The 23,297-nt window shown below is 39.8% G+C and carries 20 protein-coding genes and 5 tRNA genes; 12 read left to right on the top strand and 13 right to left on the bottom strand.

The genetic code is table 11. The features are described from left to right. Positions 1-40: 40 nt before the first annotated feature. The 7 genes from pspF to CXF76_RS04025 all read left to right on the top strand — a co-directional run bounded on the left by pspF (position 41) and on the right by CXF76_RS04025 (position 6,973). Entirely contained in the window at positions 41-1,105 is a 1,065-nt protein-coding gene (gene pspF / locus CXF76_RS04055) for a phage shock protein operon transcriptional activator (RefSeq protein WP_101163096.1), read from the top strand. Between the two features lie 15 nt (positions 1,106-1,120). Continuing rightward, positions 1,121-2,728 (top strand): ABC transporter substrate-binding protein, encoded by a 1,608-nt coding sequence (locus tag CXF76_RS04050; RefSeq protein ID WP_024607851.1) that lies wholly within the window; start codon positions 1,121-1,123, stop codon positions 2,726-2,728. Then, positions 2,728-3,762: an ABC transporter permease gene (locus tag CXF76_RS04045; protein WP_101163095.1), complete on the top strand. Its 1,035-nt coding sequence runs from the start codon at positions 2,728-2,730 to the stop codon at positions 3,760-3,762. The genes CXF76_RS04050 and CXF76_RS04045 overlap by 1 nt, the downstream gene beginning before the upstream one ends. Continuing rightward, positions 3,749-4,642, top strand: a complete 894-nt coding sequence (locus CXF76_RS04040) for an ABC transporter permease subunit (protein ID WP_024600105.1) — start codon at positions 3,749-3,751, stop codon at positions 4,640-4,642. The genes CXF76_RS04045 and CXF76_RS04040 overlap by 14 nt, the downstream gene beginning before the upstream one ends. Continuing rightward, complete coding sequence (locus CXF76_RS04035) at positions 4,643-5,635, top strand: peptide ABC transporter ATP-binding protein (RefSeq protein ID WP_007580952.1); 993 nt, start codon at positions 4,643-4,645, stop codon at positions 5,633-5,635. It begins immediately after the preceding gene. Further along, entirely contained in the window at positions 5,635-6,396 is a 762-nt protein-coding gene (locus CXF76_RS04030; protein ID WP_101163094.1) for an ATP-binding cassette domain-containing protein, read from the top strand. The genes CXF76_RS04035 and CXF76_RS04030 overlap by 1 nt, the downstream gene beginning before the upstream one ends. Positions 6,397-6,481: 85 nt before the next feature. After that, positions 6,482-6,973 carry a VOC family protein gene (locus CXF76_RS04025; protein WP_101163093.1) on the top strand — a complete coding sequence of 164 codons (492 nt, stop codon included), beginning with the start codon at positions 6,482-6,484 and terminating at the stop codon, positions 6,971-6,973. Between the two features lie 108 nt (positions 6,974-7,081). Here CXF76_RS04025 and CXF76_RS04020 read toward each other — a convergent pair whose 3' ends face one another. The 11 genes from CXF76_RS04020 to CXF76_RS03970 form a co-directional block, all read right to left on the bottom strand. Further along, positions 7,082-8,983, bottom strand: a complete 1,902-nt coding sequence (locus tag CXF76_RS04020) for a SurA N-terminal domain-containing protein (protein ID WP_101163092.1) — start codon at positions 8,981-8,983, stop codon at positions 7,082-7,084. Between the two features lie 171 nt (positions 8,984-9,154). Next, positions 9,155-9,445, bottom strand: a complete 291-nt coding sequence (locus CXF76_RS04015; RefSeq protein ID WP_157823336.1) for an HU family DNA-binding protein — start codon at positions 9,443-9,445, stop codon at positions 9,155-9,157. A 183-nt stretch (positions 9,446-9,628) separates the two neighbouring features. After that, positions 9,629-11,998 carry an endopeptidase La gene (gene lon, locus CXF76_RS04010; protein WP_024608615.1) on the bottom strand — a complete coding sequence of 790 codons (2,370 nt, stop codon included), beginning with the start codon at positions 11,996-11,998 and terminating at the stop codon, positions 9,629-9,631. Between the two features lie 151 nt (positions 11,999-12,149). Continuing rightward, entirely contained in the window at positions 12,150-13,433 is a 1,284-nt protein-coding gene (gene clpX, locus CXF76_RS04005; RefSeq protein WP_002958344.1) for an ATP-dependent protease ATP-binding subunit ClpX, read from the bottom strand. 135 nt (positions 13,434-13,568) lie between these two features. Next, positions 13,569-14,186: an ATP-dependent Clp endopeptidase proteolytic subunit ClpP gene (gene clpP / locus CXF76_RS04000; protein ID WP_024590978.1), complete on the bottom strand. Its 618-nt coding sequence runs from the start codon at positions 14,184-14,186 to the stop codon at positions 13,569-13,571. Positions 14,187-14,350: 164 nt separating this feature from the next. Next, a complete protein-coding gene (gene tig / locus CXF76_RS03995; protein ID WP_007580935.1) occupies positions 14,351-15,655 on the bottom strand; it encodes a trigger factor in 1,305 nt (434 codons plus the stop codon). Positions 15,656-16,033: 378 nt separating this feature from the next. Next, a tRNA-Pro gene (locus tag CXF76_RS03990) sits at positions 16,034-16,110 on the bottom strand. Positions 16,111-16,180: 70 nt separating this feature from the next. Further along, positions 16,181-16,257: transfer RNA gene (locus tag CXF76_RS03985), tRNA-Pro, on the bottom strand. A gap of 14 nt (positions 16,258-16,271) precedes the next feature. After that, positions 16,272-16,347, bottom strand: a tRNA-His gene (locus CXF76_RS03980). 23 nt (positions 16,348-16,370) lie between these two features. Next, positions 16,371-16,447: transfer RNA gene (locus tag CXF76_RS03975), tRNA-Arg, on the bottom strand. A 55-nt stretch (positions 16,448-16,502) separates the two neighbouring features. Further along, positions 16,503-16,579 (bottom strand) — tRNA-Pro (locus CXF76_RS03970). A 352-nt stretch (positions 16,580-16,931) separates the two neighbouring features. On the opposite strand from CXF76_RS03970, the gene folD reads away from it, so the two are divergent. Then, positions 16,932-17,786, top strand: a complete 855-nt coding sequence (gene folD, locus CXF76_RS03965) for a bifunctional methylenetetrahydrofolate dehydrogenase/methenyltetrahydrofolate cyclohydrolase FolD (RefSeq protein ID WP_002958348.1) — start codon at positions 16,932-16,934, stop codon at positions 17,784-17,786. A 72-nt stretch (positions 17,787-17,858) separates the two neighbouring features. On the opposite strand, the gene cysS is transcribed toward folD, so the two are convergent. Further along, on the bottom strand, positions 17,859-19,238 hold the full coding sequence (gene cysS / locus CXF76_RS03960) for a cysteine--tRNA ligase (protein WP_007580933.1): 1,380 nt from the start codon (positions 19,236-19,238) through the stop codon (positions 17,859-17,861). A 155-nt stretch (positions 19,239-19,393) separates the two neighbouring features. Between cysS and CXF76_RS03955 the strand changes: the two genes are divergently transcribed. The 3 genes from CXF76_RS03955 to CXF76_RS03945 all read left to right on the top strand — a co-directional run bounded on the left by CXF76_RS03955 (position 19,394) and on the right by CXF76_RS03945 (position 21,561). After that, complete coding sequence (locus tag CXF76_RS03955) at positions 19,394-19,885, top strand: peptidylprolyl isomerase (protein WP_007580931.1); 492 nt, start codon at positions 19,394-19,396, stop codon at positions 19,883-19,885. 87 nt (positions 19,886-19,972) lie between these two features. Then, on the top strand, positions 19,973-20,710 hold the full coding sequence (locus tag CXF76_RS03950; protein WP_007580929.1) for a UDP-2,3-diacylglucosamine diphosphatase: 738 nt from the start codon (positions 19,973-19,975) through the stop codon (positions 20,708-20,710). A 137-nt stretch (positions 20,711-20,847) separates the two neighbouring features. Further along, on the top strand, positions 20,848-21,561 hold the full coding sequence (locus CXF76_RS03945; RefSeq protein WP_332870243.1) for a transporter substrate-binding domain-containing protein: 714 nt from the start codon (positions 20,848-20,850) through the stop codon (positions 21,559-21,561). On the opposite strand, the gene miaE is transcribed toward CXF76_RS03945, so the two are convergent. Then, positions 21,558-22,325 carry a tRNA isopentenyl-2-thiomethyl-A-37 hydroxylase MiaE gene (gene miaE / locus CXF76_RS03940; RefSeq protein ID WP_101163091.1) on the bottom strand — a complete coding sequence of 256 codons (768 nt, stop codon included), beginning with the start codon at positions 22,323-22,325 and terminating at the stop codon, positions 21,558-21,560. The two genes, CXF76_RS03945 and miaE, sit on opposite strands and share 4 nt — an antisense overlap. Positions 22,326-22,531: 206 nt before the next feature. On the opposite strand from miaE, the gene CXF76_RS03935 reads away from it, so the two are divergent. After that, the gene (locus tag CXF76_RS03935; RefSeq protein WP_007580923.1) at positions 22,532-23,131 is read left to right on the top strand and encodes a Yip1 family protein; all 600 of its coding nucleotides are present in this window, start codon (positions 22,532-22,534) and stop codon (positions 23,129-23,131) included. Positions 23,132-23,297 lie beyond the last annotated feature (166 nt).

The raw sequence follows: 23,297 nt of genomic DNA, 5'->3' as shown, positions 1-23,297 counted from the left end.
TACACTAACTGTTAGTAAAAATGACCAAGAGTTAGGAAATATGAGCCAATATCGCCAACAGGATAATTTACTCGGCCAATCAGATAGCTTTCTGTCTGTATTAGATCAGGTATCGCAACTGGCTAATTTAGATAAACCGGTACTTATTATTGGTGAACGCGGCACAGGTAAAGAGCTAATAGCAGCACGCTTACACTTTTTATCAAAGCGTTGGGATCAAAACTACGTAAAACTTAACTGTGCAGCACTTAACGAAAACTTACTCGAAAGTGAATTGTTTGGCCACGAAAGCGGTGCTTTTACGGGGGCAAGCAAACGCCACGAAGGTCGTTTTGAACGCGCTAACAGCGGCACACTGTTTTTAGATGAATTAGCTAATACCTCAGCTATGGTACAAGAAAAACTGCTGCGCGTTATAGAATACGGTGAGTTTGAACGTGTTGGCGGCAAACAAACTGTAAAAGTAGATACACGCTTAGTGTGTGCCACAAACGAAGACCTCCCTTATTTAGCTGAGCAAGGTGAATTTAGAAGTGACTTACTCGATCGCCTTGCCTTTGATGTAATTACCCTGCCGCCACTGCGCGAACGCCAAGACGATATTATGCTTCTTGCTGAGCAGTTTGCGATGAATATGGCACGCGATTTAGAGTGGGAACTGTTTAGCGGTTTTACCCGAAGCGCAACAGAAACACTGCTTAGTTATGATTGGCCTGGTAATATTCGTGAACTTAAAAATGTGGTTGAACGCAGTTTGTATCGCCACGGTAGTGAACATATCCCCGTTCACCAGATTATTTTAGACCCATTCGATAGCCCATTTAGACCAAAAGCGCGCATTAAAGCACCTATAGCGGCTCAAACTGTTAATGCCGAGCCTATTGTTGTTGCGCCGCCGATTACTCAAACAAGCAGTAATATCGCCGTCGATATTCAATTTCCGTGCAGCTTAAAAGAGCGCTCAAACGACTTTGAAATAAACATGATTAATAAAGCGCTCGAACATAGCCAATTTAATCAAAAGAAAACTGCAGAAGTACTTGGTTTAACGTATCATCAATTACGTGGTTATCTTAAAAAATACAACTTGTTGGATCAACAATAGTCAGAGGTTATGCGGGTGCATAAATTATTACTTGTTTTGCTTGCCACCACTTTAGTTGGTTGCCTTGATAGCAAAGAAGAAATCATAGAAGAAAAAAACCAAGGCTTAGTTTATTGCGCTGAAGCTAACCCTGTGTCGTTTAATCCGCAAGTCACGACCACCGGTTCAACTATTGATATAATTGCTAACCAATTATACGACCGCTTAATTAGCATTGACCCTGTTACGGCAGAATTTCAAAGTGAGTTAGCGACCGATTGGAAAATTAGTAAAGATGGTAAATCGGTTACCTTTACCTTGCGTAAAGATGTAAAGTTTCATACAACTTCTTATTTTACCCCATCGCGGGATTTTAACGCCGACGACGTTATATTCACCTTTAGCCGATTATTCGATGTATACAATCCATATCACTTTGTGGGCGATGCCAATTACCCGTATTTTCAAAGTGTGGGGATTGATCAACTTATTCGTAAAATTGTGCGCGTGTCTGACTACCAAGTGCGTTTTGAATTGTTTAATCCTGAAAGCAGCTTTTTAGCTAATATGGCCACCGACTTTGCCGTGGTACTTTCAGAAGAATACGCCATGGAACTTAAGAAAAAAAACCAAGAAAACTTATTTGATCAGTACCCTATTGGCACCGGCCCGTATATTTACAAAGAATACCGCCGAGATCACCTTGTACGCTTTTACCGTAATCCACTTTACTGGAAGCACGACGTTGCACTTGAACAATTGGTTTACGACATAACCCCTAACGGCACTACGCGTATAGCAAAAATGCTGACTAAAGAGTGCGATGTAACGGCTCATCCAAGTAGTGCGCAATTGAGTATTTTAGCGCAACGTGATGATATAAACGTTGAAAAAGAAACGAACTTAAACATAGGTTATTGGGCGTTTAATACAGAACGTGCCCCGTTTGACGACTTACGCGTACGCCAAGCACTCGCACACGCAATAGATGTAGATAAAATAATGCAGGCGGTTTATTACGGTAACGGTACTCGCGCACAATCTATTTTGCCGCCAACCTCTTGGGCGTTTGAGCCACAAGAAGATATACCTACGTTTGATCCAGAACTTGCTAAAAAGTTACTTATTGAAGCAGGCTTACCTGATGGCTTTGATATGACGATATGGGCTATGCCTGTGAGTCGTATTTATAACCCTAACGCGCGAAAAATGGCTGAGCTTATGCAAAGTGATTTACGCAAAGTGGGCGTTAATGTAAGCATTGTAGAATATGAGTGGAACACGTTTATTCAACGTATTGGCGAGCATAGGCACGACAGTGTATTACTTGGTTGGGCCGCAGATACACCCGATCCTGATAACTTTTTTAGCCCACTACTGAGTTGTACCGCTACTTTTAGTGGTAAAAACCCAGCAAACTGGTGTAATCCCCAATTTGACTTATTGCTTACTCAAGCACTAGACACCACTGATTTAAACAAACGTAAAAAATACTACGAAGACGCACAAAGCTTAATTATTCAAGAGCTGCCGTTATTACCGATTGCTCATGGCCTGCGCTTTCAAGCGAGTAGCGCCGATGTGGAAGGCATAACACTTGGCCCGTTTGGCGCTATTTCGCTTGCCAATGCGAGGAAAAAATAATGATCTTAGATTATATTTTACGTCGCCTTGGTTTGTTCTTTTTTATGATACTGATGCTCAGCGTATTTACGTTTTCACTGGCGTATTTATTTCCCGGTGATCCGCTAAGTAATTTAAGCGGCATACCAAGTAGTAACTTTGCACAGCATAGTGAGCTTGAAGACAAATATTTATATAACAGCAATTACTTTATGCAATACATTGCCTTTTTAGGGCGAATATTTCAGGGTGATTGGGGGCTTTCATTTGCTTCTGGTAATAGTGTGTTTAGCCATATTGTTGATTTGCTACCGGCTACTTTAGAGCTAAGCGTATACGCATTAATAGTATCGGTTTTTATTGGTGTACCGACTGGCATTTTAGGCTCTGGCTATCATAAACGTTGGCCCGACAAGCTTATAAACTCTACCACTATGGTGGGTTATTCAATGCCTGTATTTTGGCTCGCATTGTTATTAATAATGGTTTTTTCATTAAAGCTTGGCTGGTTTCCTATGTCGGGAAGAATGGGGCTCCTTTACGAAATACCCGCCAGTACTGGGTTTATTTTAATTGATATTGCACTGGCTGGCTTTCCATATAAAGGAATGGCCTTTGTTGATGCGCTGCGCCATTTAACACTTCCGACTATTGTACTGGCTATGTATCCAACCACTGTATTAGTGCGCTTTACTCGCGAGTCTATGCTTAAAGTAATGGATCAAAACTTTATTAAAACAGCTAGGGCAAAAGGCCTTAATCGCCGCCAACTTATCATGCACCATGCACTGCGCAATGCATTACTGCCGGTAATTAAGCAAATTGGTTTGCAATTTAGTACGCTAATAACGCTTGCGATGATTACCGAAGTTATTTTTTCGTGGCCGGGTATTGGCCGATGGTTAATCGATAGTATTTATCAGCGTGACTTTCCTGCAATTCAAGGCGGGTTAATGGCAGTGTCTTTATTTGTTATTTTAGCTTCTATTACAGCTGAGCTTACTTACACTTTATTCGATCCACTCTCGCGGAATCAGGCCCATGGCAAAGTTTAATTTATTTTCTGAAGAGTCGAATAAATCGCCACTCGCGCGATTTTGGCGAAAGTTTAAAAATAACCACCCTGCTTTGGTTGGTTTATGGATATTTATGGCGTTTGCATTATTGGCCGCCACCGCTCCTTTTTTAGCCCCCTATGGTGTAAATCAACAGCATAGCGATGCACTACTTATTCCGCCATCGTGGCGAGAAATGGGCGATGTACGCTTTATTTTAGGCACCGATGATTTAGGCCGTGATGTACTCTCGCGCTTAATGAATGGTGCTACGTATACATTTGGTCTTTCTGTCGTAGCTGCCCTGATCACGACTATTTTTGGTGTATTAGTGGGTACTTTTGCAGGGATTAGTAAAGGACTGCGTTCAAGCTTTTTAAATCACTTACTTGATATAACGCTTTCTATTCCTTCTTTGTTATTGGCAATAATAATAATCGCCATACTCGGCCCGGGTTTAATGAATACGGTATGGGCAATTATTTTAGCGCTACTGCCGCAGTTTATTCACTCAGTGCGTAACCTGATTGTTGATGAATTAAGTAAAGACTACATTACTGCGTTTAGACTCGATGGTGCGTCTAATTGGCATATTATATCGCGCGGTATTTTCCCTAATATTTATGAGCATATTGTGGTTATATTCACGATGGCGCTTTCTACCGCTATATTAGATATTTCAGCACTGGGATTTTTAAAATTAGGGGCTCAGCCACCAACGACCGAATGGGGCGCAATATTAGCCGAAAACTTAGGCCTTATTTATTTAGCGCCGTGGACTGTAGCGCTACCTGGTGTGCTGTTATTTTTAGCCGTGTTATCTACTAATTTAGTGGGCGATGGCCTGCGACAAGTGCTAAAAGCACGTAAGGCTGATTAAATGCAATTACTCGATGTTCGTAACTTAACAATTGAACTACGTACCTCTGAAACTGTAATTAGAGCCGTAGACAGAGTGAGCTTTAGCTTAAAAGAGGGCGAAGTACATGCGCTTGTGGGCGAGTCTGGCTCTGGTAAAAGCCTAATAGCAAAAGCGATTATTGGTGTATTGAACGAACGCTGGGACATTACTGCCGACCGTATTCATTGGCGCGGCGTAGACTTAATGCGTTTAAGTCCAGAGAAACGCCGTAAAATAGTAAGCCAAGATATAGCGATGATCTATCAAGATCCAAGTCGCTGCCTTGACCCAACCGCTAAAATATTTGACCAAATTGCCGAAACATTGCCAGAGATCGCAACTAAAGGTTTCTTTTTAAAGCGCAACCGCGAGAGAAAAGACAGAGTAAAAGCGCTTATTCATAAAGTGGGCATTAAAAACCACGAAGCAGTACTAAGTAGTTACCCTCATGAGCTCTCAGAAGGCGTATGTCAAAAAGTAATGATTGCAATGGCCATTGCACGCACTCCAAAGCTATTGATAGCAGATGAGCCAACTACAGCGCTTGAGAGCACAACTCGCGCACAAGTATTTAGATTACTAAAAAGCTTAAACCAACTTAAAAACATGTCTATTTTGATGATCTCTCATGAACTTGAAGAGATTGCACATTGGTCGCATGGCATTCATGTTTTATATTGCGGGCAAATGGTTGAAGCAGGCCCAACCCATGAAATATTTAAACAGCCTCGCCATCCATACACGCAAGCATTACTAAAAAGCTTGCCTGACTACGAACAAGGTTTAGCGCATAAAGAACCTTTTTATGCACTTAAAGGGACTATCCCTACTCTGCAACATTTGCCTATTGGCTGCCGCCTCGGGCCACGCTGCCCGCAAGCACAAAAAGCCTGCGTGGTAACTCCCACTCTTACTAAGCATCATGGTCATAGTTATGCGTGCCATTTTCCGTTAATTAAGGACATGAAATAATGCAGCCGCTACTAAAAGTACAAGCGCTTTCAAAAACATTCAATGTGCGAGCTGGGCTTTTTTCACGTAAAAAGTTTGAAGTACTTAAAAATATTTCATTTTGTGTCGGTAAAGGCGAAAGTATTGCCATAATTGGTGAAACAGGTGCAGGTAAAAGTACATTAGCAAAACTACTTTCTGGAGCTGATACTGCTGATAGCGGGCAAATTTTGCTCGAGAATAATATTATCGAAGATAATGGCGTACGCGATAATCAATGCCGGGATATTCGTATGATTTTTCAAGATTCAGCTGCATCGCTCAACCCGGGGTTAACCATTGGCGAAATGCTTGATGATTGCCTGCAATATAATACTGAACTTGATGCTAGTGAACGCACTGAAAAGATTGATGCAACGCTTTCAAAGGTGGGTTTGTTAATCGATCATAAACACTACTACCCGCATATGTTTAGTGTGGGGCAACTACAGCGTGTTGCGTTTGCTCGTGCATTAATTTTAGATCCTAAGGTGATTGTGCTTGATGAAGCTGTTTCGTCTTTAGACCCTTCTATACGCGCGCAAATAGTGAATTTATTACTTAAGCTGCAGCGCGACACAGGCCTTACATATGTGATGATCACCCATCATTTAAGTCTAGTGCGCCACATCAGTGATTATGTGGTTGTACTCGATAAAGGCGAAGTAGTTGAATACGGCCCTACTGAAGATGTTTTTCAAAACCCCCAATCAAAAGTAACGCAGCGATTACTTAGCTGCTAAACGCAGCCTAGCGTGTAATGTAATCTCCTTTATGAAGGTCTTTGTTAAATGCGCAATTTAACAACTAAAACCATAAAGAGGATCTATGCTAAAAAAAACATTACTCACAGGCATTTCATCATTAGCGTTACTACTGCTATCAACAACCTCAATAGCTGACGAAAACTCTAGCTCTAAAAGTTGGGTTGGTGGCGTTGATCATTTAGGTTTAACCGTATCAAACTTAAATGCATCCAAAGCATTTTTTACTGATGTACTTGGTTTTAAAACGCTAGGAAGTGATCCAACCTACCCCGCTTATTTTTTATCAAACAATAAAATAACCATTACATTATGGCGCGTAAAAAATGATGAAAAACGTGTGGAGTTTAATCGGGCAGAAAGTGTGGGCTTACACCATTTAGCACTCAGTGTAGAAAGTATCAAAAAGTTAAGCGAGCTACATACACACTTAAAAATGCAAAATAATATTATTATAGAGTTTGCACCAGAAAACTTAGGTAAAGGTCCAACCCAACATATGATGATAAGAGAGCCTAGCGGCAATCGAATTGAGTTTATTGCCAGAGGTAATTAATACCAATCCGCAATAATACTTAATTAAGCGAATTGGTAATGTACCAACTTTATTTAAGACAATAAAAAAGGCGCTTTAAAAGCGCCTTTCTTTATGAGCTAAAATTAATTATTCAACAGTTTGTGTAGCCGTTGGTAAGTTAAGTTCAGCATTTGCTTTAAGCGCTTCAATAAATACCATGTAGTTTTTATTAGCTTGCGCCATAGTAATGCTTTGTTTTGCTTGAGGGTCAATATTAGCTGCAACTTGTGCATCTGTTACCGACTTAAGCGCAACAATTGCTGCATCACCATTATTTAAATTAACAAGCTCAACTACCGCAGAATCTGCTGGGTGAGCCATTTTAAATGCTTGAGTCACAATAGCAGGTGAAACAGTGTAGCTTTGACGTGTTAACTGCGCTTCTTGACGAACCGTTAAGCTCTGCTCGTTTGCTACATCGTTTAAGCTCTTACCTGCTTGTACTTCTGCAAATAAGCTACGCGCTTTTTCTTTAGCAAGCTCAGATGATTTTTCATTAACTAAACGCGCTTTAATTTGCTCGCTTACTTCATCCAGCGCTTTAGTAGCAGCAGGTTTATGCTCGTTAATACGAACAATAATTGCATGCTCCTCACCAAGCTCAATAACTTCAGAGTTTACTTTATCTTCAAGTAAATCAACTGATGTTAGTGCTGTTACAACTGCAGGGCTGTTTAAAGGCTCTGGTAGAGCATTAAGTGCTAAAAGAGGTGTAGATTTAACTTCCACTTCAGCAACTTCTGCAGCGTCGTCTAAGCGGTCTGAAATTTCAAATGCAAGTGCGCCCATTTCTGTTTGCTTTTCGTAAAACGCATCTACTTTTTCAGCTTGTTCTAATTCAGCACGTAAGTCAGCTTTAACATCGTCATACGCTTTAACTTGTTGTGGTTGAATGTCTGTAAGTTTAATTATGTGATAACCAAACTCAGAAGCAACAACCTCAGAAATGTCACCTTTGTTTTGCAGTGCGAAAGTCGCGTCTTCAAATGCAGGGTCCATTACGTCACGTTCAATCCATTCAAGGTCGCCGCCCATTTCGCCACTAACGATATCGTCAGATGATGATTCTGCTAACTCAGCAAAGTCTGCACCTTGCTCTAGTTGTGCATGAAGTGCATTGGCTTTTTCTTTTGCTGCATCATCGTCTTCACTGTTATCAATTAAGATATGTGATACACGACGTTTTTCAGGTTCTATGTACTGCGCTTTGTTTTGCTCGTAATACGCTTTAACGTCATCCTCGGTTACCGATTCAACATTAATATCTGCTGCTTTAAGCTCAATATAACTTACTGAAATAAGCTCTGGAGATAAAAATTGTGATGCGTTTAGCTCGTAGTAATCAGACACTTCTTGCTCTGATACTTCTACGTCCGCGGCAAGCGCTTCTTTATTAATGACTAAGTAGTCAATACTACGAGTTTGCTGCTGTAGAGCAATTGCGCTTTTGAGCTCGCTCTCTAGGGCAAAGTCTGTACCTGCAACAGCTGATACAACCTGACTACGTGTCATATCTTTACGTAAGTATTCACGAAAAGCATCTGGTTGAAAGTTCATTTGACGAATTACTTGTAAGTAACGATCGTTATTAAACTTTTCACCAATTTGAAAGTACGGTAGCTCTAAAATTGTTTTACGTACACTTTCGTCGCTTACGCGAAGGCCTAAATCAGCCGCTAGCTGTGATTGCAATTCTTGTTGTACTAAGCGGTCAACTACACCTTGGCGAATTTGCGCCATGTAATTTGGATCAGCGGCAATTTGTGTAAAATATTCACCAAATTGTTGCTCTAAACGGCTACGTTCATTTTGGTAAGCACGGTTAAAATCGGTTTGACTAATTTTAATTCCATTTACTTCAGCAACGGGTTGTTCTGTGGTTTGACCTAAGTAACTACCGATCCCTGCTAAGGCAAAAGATAAAATCACCGCGCCTAAAATTATTTTGGCTACAGGTCCTTGCGAACCTTCTCTGATTTTCTCAAGCATTTGTTTATCTCTTTTTGATCAAGGTATTTTACCTTGTCACATGTAAAAAAAGCGTATCTTACCAGATACGCTTTTTCACTTGAAGTAACTGGCGGTAAAGTTACTTAATTCATCTGTTGTGGTGAATCAGTAACTTTACACTCGCCATAACTAATGTGTTTAAAACAGTGATTAGTTTACTGCGTCTTTAAGCGCTTTACCGGCTTTGAAAGCTGGAATAGTTGCAGCAGCAATTTGGATTGTTTCACCAGTTTGCGGGTTACGGCCTGAACGTGCAGCACGGTCACGTACTGAGAAAGTACCAAAACCAACAAGTGCAACTGAGTCGCCTTCTTTTAGCGCGCCAGATACAGATTCGATGAATGAATCTAGTGCACGACCTGCAGCCGCTTTAGAAATGTCAGCATCAGCTGCGATTTGATCGATTAATTGAGATTTATTCACAATATCATCCTCTTTCATTGTTATTATCAAGAGCGATGGTTTTTTAAACTAACATCACTTTTTTGAAAATTGTAGAGCAAACATTTAATGCTCACATGATTATATTTTTCTTAAGCCTACGCCCCATAAGGGCTAGGCTTGAAAACCAGTGCTTAACTTATCATACCGTTTAGATTTGAAAAGCCCTAAAAAGCACTTTTTTTAGCTTTTTTCTTGGTTTTTAGGTGTTTCGACCGAAAAACTCTCAACAGGATGCACTAAAGCAAGCTTTAACACCTCGTCAATCCAAGTAACTGGGTGAATATCAAGACCTGCCAGCACGTTGTCTGGTATCTCTTTTAAGTCACGTTCGTTAATTTTTGGAATGATTACTGTTTTAATTCCACCACGATGCGCCGCCAATAATTTCTCTTTTAAGCCACCAATAGGAAGTACTTCACCACGTAGCGTAATTTCACCGGTCATTGCAACATCTGCTCGTACAGGGTTACCCGTCAAGCTAGATACAAGACCTGTTACCATTGCTGCGCCCGCACTAGGACCATCTTTCGGTGTTGCGCCCTCTGGTACGTGAACGTGAATATCACGTTTTTCGTAAAAGTCGCTATTAATACGAAATGTATCTGCGCGATTACGTACTACCGTCATTGCCGCTTGAATCGACTCTTGCATCACATCGCCCAGTGAACCGGTATAAGTAAGTTTACCTTTACCTGGTACAGCCGCACATTCGATTGTTAGCAAATCACCGCCAACTTCTGTCCATGCTAAACCTGTAACTTGACCAATACGGTCGCCATCTTCAGCTTTACCATAATCAAAGCGTTGCACACCTAAAAAGTCTTCTAGGTTATCTTGATTGATAGTCACTGTTTTAGTGTCTTTTTCAAGTAAGATATTTTTAACTGCTTTACGGCATAGTTTTGAGATTTCGCGCTCTAAGTTACGTACACCCGCTTCACGTGTGTAGTAACGAATAATGCCAATAATTGCACTATCTTCGATAACTATTTCAGACTCTTTTAAGCCGTTACGTTTTACTTGTTTAGTAATTAAGTGCTCTTTTGCAATGTTTAGCTTTTCATCTTCGGTGTAACCCGATAAGCGAATAACTTCCATACGGTCTAGTAATGGGCCCGGAATGTTAAAGCTGTTTGATGTTGCTACAAACATAACATCAGATAAATCGTAATCTACTTCAAGGTAATGATCAGCAAAGTGGCTGTTTTGCTCAGGATCAAGCACTTCTAATAGTGCTGATGCTGGGTCGCCACGCATGTCTGATGACATTTTATCGATTTCATCTAACAAAAATAATGGATTTTTAACGCCCACTTTTGTCATGTTTTGAATTAGCTTACCTGGCATTGAACCAATATATGTACGACGATGACCACGAATCTCAGCTTCATCACGTACGCCACCAAGCGCCATACGCACATACTTACGACCAGTTGAACGCGCTATAGATTGCCCAAGTGATGTTTTACCAACACCTGGTGGCCCAACTAAACATAAAATTGGCCCTTTAAGCTTATTAGTACGCTGTTGTACCGCGAGGTACTCAATAATGCGTTCTTTTACTTTATCTAAGCCGTGGTGATCGCTATCAAGAATTTTTTGCGCGCCCGCTAAGTCTTTTTTCACTTTAGAGCGTTTTTTCCATGGCACATTAATTAATGTGTCAATGTATGAACGCACTACAGTCGCTTCTGCAGACATTGGCGACATCATCTTAAGCTTGTTAAGCTCTGTCGTCGCTTTGTCTTGTGCTTCTGTTGGCATACCCGATTCTTCGATGCGTTTTTTAAGTGCTTCAAATTCGTCAGGTACATCGTCAAGCTCACCCAGCTCTTTTTGAATGGCTTTCATTTGCTCATTGAGGTAATACTCGCGCTGAGACTTTTCCATCTGCTTTTTAACGCGGGTACGAATTTTCTTCTCAACTTGCAGTAAGTCTATTTCGCCTTCCATTAATGCCATTAAATATTCAAGACGTTCTGTAACACTTGAAATTTCTAGCACTTTTTGCTTTTCAGGTACTTTAAGCGGCATATGGGCTGCCATTGTATCGGCAAGGCGTGCTGGCTCATCAATACCTGAAACTGAAGTTAGTACTTCAGGTGGAATTTTTTTGTTTAGCTTTACATAGCCTTCAAACTGGCTAATTGCGCTACGAATAAAAATATCTTGTTCTTTCTCGTCTACCGAATCAGATTCAATAAATTGAGCATTAGCAACAAAAAAGTCATCGTTATCTACAAATTCTTCAATTTGTGCGCGCTGTGTACCTTCAACTAAAACTTTAACTGTACCGTCTGGTAATTTTAATAACTGAAGTACAGTGGCAATAGTACCGATACGATAAATATCATCTTGCTCTGGTTCATCTACAGTTGCATCTTTTTGTGCAACCAAGAAAATTTGTTTGTCTTTGTCCATTGCCGCTTCTAGGCATTTTATTGATTTTTCACGGCCAACAAAAAGCGGGATCACCATGTGCGGGTATACCACAACATCGCGCAGTGCAAGGACTGGGATTTCGACTCGGTCGGTTCTCTCAAGCGTCATTATAGTTTCTCTTCGCACTTCATTTATTTTAAAGATTACTCAAGTATATGGGGATAACCTAATTAAAGTTCAACAATTTTCCCATACTCGATTAAATTAATTATAAAAAAAGGAGCCTAAGGCTCCTTTTTTCATTCAAATAGCTTAAAAACTATTCTGATGCAGCTTTATCTTGTTTATTATTTTCATAAATCAAGATTGGGTCTGACTCACCTTTAATAACGGTTTCATCAATAACCACTTTGCTTACGTCATCCATTGAAGGAAGTTCGTACATAGTATCAAGTAACACACCTTCAACGATTGAACGAAGACCACGTGCACCTGTTTTACGCTCCATTGCTTTGTGGGCAATTGCAGCTAAGGCATCATCGCGAAACTCAAGTTCAACGTCTTCCATACCAAACAATACTGAGAACTGTTTAGTAATCGCGTTTTTAGGTTCACTCAATATTTGCACAAGAGCAGCTTCGTCAAGTTCTGTTAACGTAGCAACTACTGGCAAACGACCTATAAACTCAGGAATTAAGCCGTATTTAACTAAATCTTCTGGTTCTACGTCTTTAAATGTTTCACTTAAAGAACGACTCGCCGCAGATTCTTTTACGCTAACGCCAAAACCGATACCGGTATTTTTATGGCTACGTTGCTCAATTACTTTATCTAGGCCTGAAAATGCACCACCACAAATAAACAAGATTTTAGACGTATCTACTTGTAAAAACTCTTGTTGTGGATGTTTACGACCACCTTGCGGTGGAACAGAAGCAACGGTGCCTTCAATCAGTTTAAGTAGCGCCTGTTGAACGCCCTCACCCGATACATCACGTGTAATTGACGGGTTATCTGATTTACGAGAAATTTTGTCAATTTCATCAATGTAAACAATGCCACGTTGCGCTTTTTCAACATCGTAATCGCATTTTTGTAAAAGCTTTTGAATGATGTTTTCAACATCTTCACCTACATAACCTGCTTCGGTTAATGTAGTGGCATCGGCCATAGTAAACGGCACATCAAGTAGACGCGCTAATGTTTCTGCAAGTAATGTTTTACCACTACCTGTTGGGCCGATAAGCAAAATATTACTTTTACTTAATTCAATGTCTTGCTTAGTCGATTGGTTACGTAGGCGTTTATAATGGTTATAAACGGCAACAGACAATACTTTTTTAGCATGATCTTGACCAATAACATAATCGTCTAAGTGTTTACGAATTTCTTTTGGTACAGGTAGTTTGTCAGACGTATCATGCTTAGGAGCAATGTCTTTGATCTCTTCCCTGATAATATCGTTACACAACTCTACACATTCATCACAAACGTATACTGAAGGGCCTGCAATTAATTTACGCACTTCATGTTGGCTTTTGCCACAAAAAGAGCAGTATAACAATTTATTACTTTTGTCGCCGTCTGTAGGAGTGTCAGACATTCAGCTACCTCATTTTATTACGTTGGCCACCAAAACTGTTGGCGGCTATTTCAATACGCTTTAACTATACCAAAATTTATTAGTTTTCGCATAGTAACTCAAAGTGGCAAACAGGCAATCCTGCTCGCCAAGCGCTTACTTTTTGTCGCGATTTGTAAACACAGAGTCTACCAAGCCGTAATCTACAGCTTGCGTGGCACTCATAAAGTTATCACGATCTGTGTCTTTAGAGATAATATCTAATGGTTGGCCTGTATGCTCAGCCATTAAGCGATTAAGCTTAGCTTTAATAGACAGAATTTCTTTAGCATGTATTTCAAAGTCAGATGCTTGACCTTGGAAACCACCTAATGGTTGGTGAATCATCACACGTGAGTTTGGTAGGCAAAAACGCTTACCTTTAGCGCCAGCAGTAAGTAAAAAAGCACCCATGCTTGCAGCTTGACCTACACATATTGTACTTACATCTGGTTTGATGAAGTTCATTGTGTCGTAAATAGCCATACCCGCAGTTACTGAACCACCTGGTGAGTTGATGTATAAAAAGATATCTTTATCAGGATTTTCTGATTCTAAAAATAGCATTTGCGCTAAAATCAGATTTGCCATGTTGTCTTCAACTTGACCTGTTAAAAAGATAATACGCTCTTTTAATAATCTCGAATAAATATCATACGAGCGCTCGCCTTTCGGTGTTTGTTCAACAACCATTGGGACCAATGCATTTAGGGGATCTGTAATACCAGTATTCATACTTATTTAATTCCTTATGCGCTTATACTTATCCTTATTATAAGGAAGCATAGTTATCGTTTTTCGCAAATTTAGAGCCAAAAACTAAAATGGCCCGGGCACGCTGTATAAACAGAGTAGCACGAGCCATTTAATCGTTAGCGAGAGCTTAAGTCAATGACTTATTAAGCACCTTGCTGTGGATTCATGATGTCATCAAATGCTTTTTCAACATCAGTAACAACTGCTTTAGCTAAAATAGCTTCAACAGCTTGCTCTTCCATTGCTACATTACGCATTTGCTGCATAAGTTGATCATTACCTTTGTAGTATTCTACTACTTCAGTTGGATCTTCGTATGCAGAAGCTACCGTTGCGATTAATGCTTCAACTTTAGCGTCATCAACTTTAATCTCGTTAGCTTTAATCACTTCACCTAATAAAAGGCCAGTTTTAACACGTGTTACAGCTTGCTCGTGGAACAATTCAGCTGGAAGCTCTGGCATGTTTTGAGCGTCGCCGCCAAAACGTTGAGCTGCTTGCTGACGTAGAGCATCAACTTCTTGATCAACAAGTGCTTTAGGCACTTCGATTTCGTTGTTAGCTAAAAGACCTTTGATTGCTTGGTCTTTAACGCTTGCTTTAACCGCTTGGTCTAGCTCACGTGTCATGTTCTTTTTAACTTCTTCTTTAAGCGCGTCTACTCCGCCTTCGGTAACACCGAATTTAGTTGCAAACTCTTCGCTTAATTCTGGTAATTCTTGCGCTTCAACTTTTTTCACTGTGATAGTGAATTGAGCCGCTTTACCTTTTAAGTTTTCAGCGTGGTAATCATCAGGGAAAGTTACATCAGCAACTACTTCTTCGCCTGCTTTTTTACCTACGATGTTATCTTCAAAACCTGGGATCATACGACCTTGGCCAAGTTCTAATGGGAAGTCTTCAGCTTTGCCGCCTTCAAATACTTCACCGTCGATAGTACCTACGAAATCAACTGTTACACGGTCGTTTTCGCCAGCAGCTGCATCAACATCAGCCCACGCTGCGTGTTGCTTACGAAGTGTTTCTAGCATGTTAGCTAAATCTTCGTCAGTCACTGTTACCGCTGGTTTCTCAACAGTAATTTTATCTAAACCTTGAACTTCAACTTCAGGGTAAACTTCAAACGTTGCTGAGAATTCTAAATCTTTACCTGCTTCAAGTGATTTAGGTGCGAATGTAGGCGCGCCAGCTGGATTGATTTTTTCAGAAACGATTGCTTCAATGTAATTACGTTGCATTACTTCGCCAGCAACTTCTTGACGAACTGCAGGGCCAAAACGCTTGTTAATTACAGATACTGGAACTTTACCAGCACGGAAACCATCTATACGCTGTGTTTTTGACAGTTGTTGTAGGCGTTTTTTTACTTCGGTCTCAACGTTCTCTGAAGGAACGGTGATAGTTATACGGCGCTCAAGGCCTTGGGTCGTCTCAACAGAAACTTGCATGATTTACCTCAATATTCAATTTTGGCGACTGTTCGCCTTCCTTTACAAACAAAGTGATCTGCATGAGTCTTGATAAAGTTTAAGCGGTTTTTCACACTTAAAAGCATCCGTCGCTACCATGAGATACCATTGCTGCTTTGCCCTTCGGGCACTATGTTAAACAATAGACGCGGCATTATAACCTAATATTTATGATAGTCGAGTATAGGGGGCAATTATTTGGACTAGATAAGGGACTATAGAGACTAACTGAATAAAAAACAGGCTAACTAGGCATTGAATGGATTAAAGTAGAAATTATTTAATAGAATTATAGGCTAACAGATTTAGATTTATAACTTAGAGGAATTTACTTATTATTCTTATTAGATAAGAAAATGGTCGGCGATGCAGGATTTGAACCTGCGACCCCTTGGACCCAAACCAAGTGCGCTACCAAACTGCGCTAATCGCCGACATTGAAGAGTTAACTTCTTTTTTCATACTGAACACTTAAACTGAGAGTTTAAGACCATTTTAAGAAAATGGTCGGCGATGCAGGATTTGAACCTGCGACCCCTTGGACCCAAACCAAGTGCGCTACCAAACTGCGCTAATCGCCGATATTCGTTGTAAATGGGGTGACTGATGGGGCTCGAACCCACGACAACCGGAATCACAATCCGGGGCTCTACCAACTGAGCTACAATCACCGCTATATTTACATGTTTTCAAATGGTGCACCCAGAAGGATTCGAACCTTCGACCCACGCCTTAGAAGGGCGTTGCTCTATCCAGCTGAGCTATGGGCGCATCGAAAACTTCATAGTTTACCAATAAGCTATTCGATTATAATAAATTATAAAAATGGTCGGCGATGCAGGATTTGAACCTGCGACCCCTTGGACCCAAACCAAGTGCGCTACCAAACTGCGCTAATCGCCGAAACTTATTATTGTTAGCGAGTGACCTCGTTGACAACGGGGTGCATAATAGTGATTTGACGGGGTTAGGTCAAACGTTTTTTTAATAAAACCAATCAAGTGCTCATTTTTAGTGCACAATGGTTAAATATTACAATAGTAGGCTGAAATTTAAACTATTTAATAACTCAAATGTTATATACATTAAAAGCAACTTGGCGCTGCTATGCTTTTCTGCGAAAATAGTAGGCACATTATAAAACGAGTTAAATAAAGAGTATGTTTTCTTTATTAGCATTTTTACCCCTATTTTATTATGCATTCGTTTTTAGAGTATCGGTATCTAGTTAATTAACCCCAATTAAAGGTCACCCATGACGGCAAACATCATTGATGGTAAGGCAATCGCAAAACAAGTACGTAGCGCTGTAGCAGAACGCGTAAGTGAACGTGTAGCAAATGGTTTACGTGCACCAGGACTTGCAGTAGTACTTGTTGGACTTGATCCAGCAAGCCAAGTTTATGTTGGTTCAAAACGTAAAGCCTGTGAAGAAGTAGGTTTTATCTCCAAATCATTTGATTTACCAGCAGACACGCAAGAGCAAACTCTTTTAGATTTAATTGACGAGCTAAATAATGATGCCGAAGTTGATGGAATTTTAGTGCAGTTACCACTGCCAAAAGGTCTTGATGCTGAAAAGATTTTAGAACGCATTACCCCACATAAAGATGTTGATGGATTTCATCCATATAACATTGGTCGATTAGCACAGCGTATGCCTGCCCTTCGCCCATGTACCCCTAAAGGTATTATTACATTACTTGATTCAACGGGTGTACGTTATAAAGGGATGCATGCAGTTGTCGTTGGCGCGTCAAATATTGTTGGTCGTCCAATGTCGTTAGAGCTTTTATTAGCGGGTTGTACTACCACAGTATGCCATAAGTTTACTCAAGACTTAGAAACGCATGTTCGCCGCGCTGACTTATTAGTTGTGGCTGTAGGTAAACCTGAATTTATACCTGGAGATTGGATAAAAGAAGGCGCTATAGTCATCGATGTAGGCATTAACCGTTTAGACACGGGTAAATTAGTCGGTGATGTTCAATACAGTGTGGCTGAACAAAAAGCGCATTTCATTACACCTGTACCAGGTGGCGTTGGCCCGATGACGGTCGCGAGCTTAATTGAAAACACACTTGAAGCGTGTGAGAAATATCACAGCTAAGCTGTTAAAAAATCAAAAAAGGGTTGCCATTTGGCAACCCTTTTTTAGTTGAACGTGAATTACTTTAAACGCTTACGCTTTACGCCACGTTGTTTTACCGGCTGAATCTTCAAGTATTACACCTAACGCATTAAGCGCATCACGTGCTTCATCAGCAGCAGCCCAGTTTTTACTTGCACGTGCTTCATTACGTTTCACAATTAATGCTTCAATTGTCGCAACTTCGTCGTCATCTTGCCCGCCTTGTAAAAAAGCTTCTGGTGCTTGTTGAGCAACCCCTAAAACGTTACCAATGCTGCGTAATATAAACGCAAGTTGCCCAGCTTGAACTGCGTCACTTTCTTTTACGCGGTTTAATTCTTTAGCAAGTTCGAACAACACAGGTAGTGCTTCTGGTGTATTAAAGTCGTCATTCATTGCTTTTCTAAATTTAGCAACAAACTCATTACCTTCTAAATCGCACTCTACCGGTTCGACATCACGAAGCGCTGTATAAATGCGCTCAAGTGATGAACGCGCTTGGTCTAAATTTTCTTGTGAGTAATTTAGTTGGCTACGGTAATGACCTGAAATTAAAAAGTAACGAACAGATTCAGGATCGTATGCTTTTAAAACTTCACGCACTGTAAAGAAGTTATCTAACGACTTAGACATTTTTTCTTTGTTTACTTGAACCATGCCAGTATGTATCCATGTATTTACATACTTGCCGTTGTTTGCACAGCACGATTGGGCAATTTCGTTTTCATGATGTGGAAACTGTAAATCAGATCCCCCACCGTGAATATCAAAATGCTCACCTAAGTGCTTTGAGCTCATTGCCGAACATTCAATATGCCAACCCGGACGCCCTTCACCCCACGGTGATGACCATGATGGTTCACCTGCTTTTGCTTTTTTCCATAACACAAAATCAAGTGGATCGTCTTTATCTTGCGCTACTTCAACGCGAGAGCCTGATTGCAACATAGTTAAATCTTGCTGAGAAAGTGCACCGTATTGCTCAAACGTTGATACATCAAACAAAACATCGCCGTCGGCTGCGACATAGGCATGGCCTTTTTCAATCAAGCGCTTAACCATAACGATAATTTCATCCATATGGCTTGTAACTGTTGGTTCAATATCTGGGCGTAGCATATTTAGGCTATCAAAATCTTCATGCATCGCTTTAGTCATGCGCACAGTTAAGTCGTTTATTGACTCACCATTTTCGTTCGCACGTTTAATTATTTTATCGTCGATATCTGTAATGTTACGTACATATTTTAAATCGTAACCAATATGGCGTAAGTAGCGCACAATTACGTCAAAACCTACAAAAGTACGAGCGTGTCCAATATGGCAGTAATCATAAATGGTGATACCACACACATACATGTCGATTTTTCCTTCGACCATAGGTTTAAATTGCTCTTTTTGTCGCGTGAGTGTGTTGTATATATTTACCATTTACTTTGAGTCCTTGACTATTTACTTGAACAGTTATGTTACCACTTGAAAAGCCCCTGCTCTAGCGCTTTATAACAAACCAAACATCTACTTTGTTAATCTTAGCCAACTACGATAAAATAGCGCCAATATTTAAACCGGATATAGGAAAACACATGGTTGTTCTACACACTAATTTTGGTGACATCACCATTAAAATGTTTGAGCAAGAAGCTCCAAACACAGTTAAAAACTTTTTAGAGTATGCAAATGCTGATTTTTTCAACGGCACTATCTTTCATCGTGTAATCGATGGTTTTATGGTTCAAGGCGGTGGTTTTGTTCCAGGTATGGAACAAAAAGAAGTAAACGACCCAATTCAGAATGAAGCGAATAATGGCCTGTCTAATAAAGTAGGCACTTTAGCTATGGCACGTACACCTGATCCTCATTCAGCTACAGCACAGTTTTTCATTAACGTGAACAACAACGACTTTTTAAACCACAGCAGCGAAACATCGCAAGGTTGGGGTTATTGTGTTTTTGCTGAAGTAGTAGAAGGCATGGACGTAGTAAATAAGATTAAAGCAGTTGCAACAGGTAGTACTGGTTTTCACCAAGACGTACCTCTTGAAGATGTGATCATCGAAAGCGTTACTGTTAACTAGTAACGTTTACTCATATTATGTGAGTATATAAGCGGGTGTGTACTATTAGTATATGCCCGTTTTTTTAAAACTAGAATAGACTGACCTATGACTCGCCAAACTTACTTTATTGCAGATTTACACCTAAGCGAAAACCGCCCCGACATTAGCGCTGCATTTTTTGACTTTTTAAATACACATATATTAAATAAAGATGTAGATGCACTTTATATTTTGGGTGATTTTTTTGAAGTATGGGTTGGAGATGACTACATTACTGCGCTGAGTGCCGATGTAGCAAAACATTTAAGCGCCGTTAATGATGGTGGCACACCTGTTTATTTTATACATGGCAATCGTGATTTCATTATGCGCAAGCAATATGCCGACATGGCCGCAATGACATTACTCGATGAACAAACAGTCATTGATTTATATGGCACGCCTACCGTTATTTTACATGGCGACGAAATGTGCACTCAAGACACTGAATATCAAAACTTTCGTAAAAAGAGCCGTGGTTGGTGGTGGCCAAAATTGATGCTTGCAATGCCGCTTTGGTATCGTAAAAAAATAGCGCGTAATGCCCGCGAAAAAAGTAAGTTAAGCCAAGCTGATAAACCTATCGAAATTTTAGACGTTGTCGATGAGGCTGTACTTGCCACCTTTGCCAAACATAACGTTACGAATATGATTCATGGTCATACTCACCGCCCTAATGTTCATACGTATAAAGTTAATGAACAAACACTTACTCGCACAGTGCTAGGTGACTGGTATACCCAAGGCTCTTATTTAGTCGTCACCCCTCAATCACAAGAATTAATTAGCACGCCTTTCGCATAATTTAAAATTCTGACTATTATTTATCTATATATATGAATAATAGTGAGAGGTTGAATGATTAAGCTGTTAATTTTCATCGTAGTAATTGCCATTCCTACACAAGCATTTAGCAAGCATTTAGCAAGCAAACATGGCAAATTGTTACAGAAAACTATCCTCCCTATTTTAGCGAAAACCTACCTAGTAATGGCTGGCTATATGAAATAGCCGAATCAGCTCTTAAAACGCAAGGTATTAATAGCGAACCAGAATTCACGACATGGGATCGCGCTTTAAAGCTATTAGAAAAAAACAGAAAAACCGCTATTTTAGGTGCTTTTTATTCATTAAAAAGAAATGAAGTTTTTTACTACTCTCGTCCACTTGCAGTTGCTCACTCAGGAGTTTTCAAACGAAAAGAGAGTGTTATTAATTTCGACGGTACAGTTCAATCATTAACACCTTATAGTATTGGCACAGAAGACAATGCCTTTGTAAGCCAAGAGTTTGCTAGAAATAGGGAGCTGGCAATAACGTCCACTAAAAGCCTTCCTACAAGCTTATATTTACTACAACAAGGGCGTATTGATTTAGTCGCGGGTACTAAAGAGGTTGGAAATTATTGGCTTGAACACACTAAAACCGAAGATTCAGATGATAATAATATTGAGTACTTATCGCCAGATCTTGCTTCTCATAAACTATATTTAGTCGCCTCTAAATCAAATTATAGAGCCAAAGAATACTTACAAAAATTTAATAGAGGAATTGATATAATAACTAAAAATGGATGCATTGCTAAAATTATGAAAAAACATAATTTTAGCAATCAGAAAATAGCAGAATATATTAATTTTTTAAAAGAAAATTAGCTTTGCGCTATTGGAACACCGCTGTGAAATTTAAAATCAGTATCGGTTGTCGAAATTAACTCTTTTTCTTTTTCACCAAAAAAGTTTACGCGATCGGTAATATCAAAATCAGCAATTTCTTGCGCTAAAGTTAAATAATCTTGGTAATGACGCGCTTCTGAACGTAACAACGAAATATAAAAATCACCTAAACGTTTGTCAACATGCGGTGCAAGCTTTGCAAAACGCTCACACGAACGCGCCTCAATATAAGCGCCTACTATTAGCTTATCGACTAATGCATCGGGCTCGAACGTTTTAACATGACGGAGCATGCCTTTTGCGTAACGACATGGTGTAATACTTTGATACTCAACACCGTACTCGTCCATAATTTCGAGCACTTGATAAAAGTGATGCAGCTCTTCTTTTATCAGCAAAACCATTTTATCGATTAGACCTTGCCCGTATGGAGAACTCGATTTAGGAATTATTGATTTAGTGAGCTTATTTTTAGCAGCCAGATCGCGCCAATTCCCTTCTCGCTTGTAAATAAGCGTTTCAAATGGCTTTAGCCACTCGAGTAATGCATCACTACCCTCTTTGTCTACCGCGTATTTACGTATTAAAAACATCGCACTTTGAGCTGCTTTTAATTCACAAATTAAGTGATCTATTAAAATGACTGATAAGTTTTCTTTTTTAATTGCTTGCTCCACCCATTGCTCTGGGGTGGCACACAATAAAAAGTTATTAATCGGCTCTAAAAGTTGGCTATGTGGCACGTTGACTGCTCATTACTAAATAAATTTGATAGACCGTTATTTTAACACGAAATTTTGCTTGGGATAAATCAAAGCCCTGTTTTGCGTCTAAATGTTAATAGCGAGTTAACTTGACTTTGCAAAATAAGTGAACCATAACTGTACATAGACTGTATAAAAATAAACCAACCAAAACAATAATACGTTCCTTTTATGGAGTAAGTACTATGATACTAAATCACCTCTGGGGCATTTATGCTCACCCACTTGAAGAATGGCAAACAATAGATAATCGCCATGAAAGTTTAACCTATAGTTTGTCGCATATTTTACTGATTGCTTTATTTCCTTCAATAATGGGCTACTACTCATCTGTTTATTTAGGATGGAGTATAGGTGCAGGCAATCCCGTATTTTTAACGCACGATAGTGCACTGCTAATTGCAGGTGCAATGTATTTTGCTTTAATAGCGGGTGTTTTTGCATTGGCGTATTTAGCCCATTGGATGGCGGTTACATTTGGCTCTAAACCTACATTTACACAAACACTTGAACTTGCAGCATATACTGCAACACCAGTGTTTATGTCGGCACTCGCCGCTTTTTGGCCTGTACTTTGGTTTGTAGTGTGTATTGGAATTATTGCACTGGCTTACTCGGTTTATTTACTCTACACCGGCGTACCAATACTTATGCATATCCCAGAAGAGCGTGGCTTTATTTACGCCAGCTCGGTAGTAACGTGTGGATTAATATTACTGGTTATTATTTTAGCTGTAACAGCTATGCTTTGGACTAATGGGATTGTTAGCCCAATGTTTACTTAATAAATTTCACCTAAAAAAAGAGTCATGTTTGATAGAAATGTTCCCTTTCTTTCCTTCGCAAAAAAGGAGCTAATTAGCTCTAATGCCGATCATTTAAGAATTAGTTAATAGTACTTGAACGATCTTCTAGGTATGTAAGAATCCGAATTCTTTTGTAGAATTCGGA

Origin of the sequence: Pseudoalteromonas sp. 78C3, assembly GCF_002836695.1 — a bacterium.
Taxonomy (GTDB): Bacteria; Pseudomonadota; Gammaproteobacteria; order Enterobacterales; family Alteromonadaceae; genus Pseudoalteromonas; species Pseudoalteromonas arctica.
Note: the sequence above shows the minus strand (reverse complement) of the source record. Positions and strands in the feature narration are given on the sequence as shown.

Excerpts from the sequence above, each read along its gene's own strand:
- pspF (WP_101163096.1), top strand. The coding sequence starts at position 41 with ATGAGCCAATATCGCCAACAGGATAATTTACTCGGCCAATCAGATAGC.
- CXF76_RS04045 (WP_101163095.1), top strand. The coding sequence starts at position 2,728 with ATGATCTTAGATTATATTTTACGTCGCCTTGGTTTGTTCTTTTTTATG.
- CXF76_RS04040 (WP_024600105.1), top strand. The coding sequence starts at position 3,749 with ATGGCAAAGTTTAATTTATTTTCTGAAGAGTCGAATAAATCGCCACTC.
- CXF76_RS04035 (WP_007580952.1), top strand. The coding sequence starts at position 4,643 with ATGCAATTACTCGATGTTCGTAACTTAACAATTGAACTACGTACCTCT.
- CXF76_RS04030 (WP_101163094.1), top strand. The coding sequence starts at position 5,635 with ATGCAGCCGCTACTAAAAGTACAAGCGCTTTCAAAAACATTCAATGTG.
- CXF76_RS04025 (WP_101163093.1), top strand. The coding sequence starts at position 6,482 with ATGCTAAAAAAAACATTACTCACAGGCATTTCATCATTAGCGTTACTA.
- CXF76_RS04020 (WP_101163092.1), bottom strand. The coding sequence starts at position 8,983 with ATGCTTGAGAAAATCAGAGAAGGTTCGCAAGGACCTGTAGCCAAAATA.
- CXF76_RS04015 (WP_157823336.1), bottom strand. The coding sequence starts at position 9,445 with ATGAAAGAGGATGATATTGTGAATAAATCTCAATTAATCGATCAAATC.
- lon (WP_024608615.1), bottom strand. The coding sequence starts at position 11,998 with ATGACGCTTGAGAGAACCGACCGAGTCGAAATCCCAGTCCTTGCACTG.
- clpX (WP_002958344.1), bottom strand. The coding sequence starts at position 13,433 with ATGTCTGACACTCCTACAGACGGCGACAAAAGTAATAAATTGTTATAC.
- clpP (WP_024590978.1), bottom strand. The coding sequence starts at position 14,186 with ATGAATACTGGTATTACAGATCCCCTAAATGCATTGGTCCCAATGGTT.
- tig (WP_007580935.1), bottom strand. The coding sequence starts at position 15,655 with ATGCAAGTTTCTGTTGAGACGACCCAAGGCCTTGAGCGCCGTATAACT.
- folD (WP_002958348.1), top strand. The coding sequence starts at position 16,932 with ATGACGGCAAACATCATTGATGGTAAGGCAATCGCAAAACAAGTACGT.
- cysS (WP_007580933.1), bottom strand. The coding sequence starts at position 19,238 with ATGGTAAATATATACAACACACTCACGCGACAAAAAGAGCAATTTAAA.
- CXF76_RS03955 (WP_007580931.1), top strand. The coding sequence starts at position 19,394 with ATGGTTGTTCTACACACTAATTTTGGTGACATCACCATTAAAATGTTT.
- CXF76_RS03950 (WP_007580929.1), top strand. The coding sequence starts at position 19,973 with ATGACTCGCCAAACTTACTTTATTGCAGATTTACACCTAAGCGAAAAC.
- CXF76_RS03935 (WP_007580923.1), top strand. The coding sequence starts at position 22,532 with ATGATACTAAATCACCTCTGGGGCATTTATGCTCACCCACTTGAAGAA.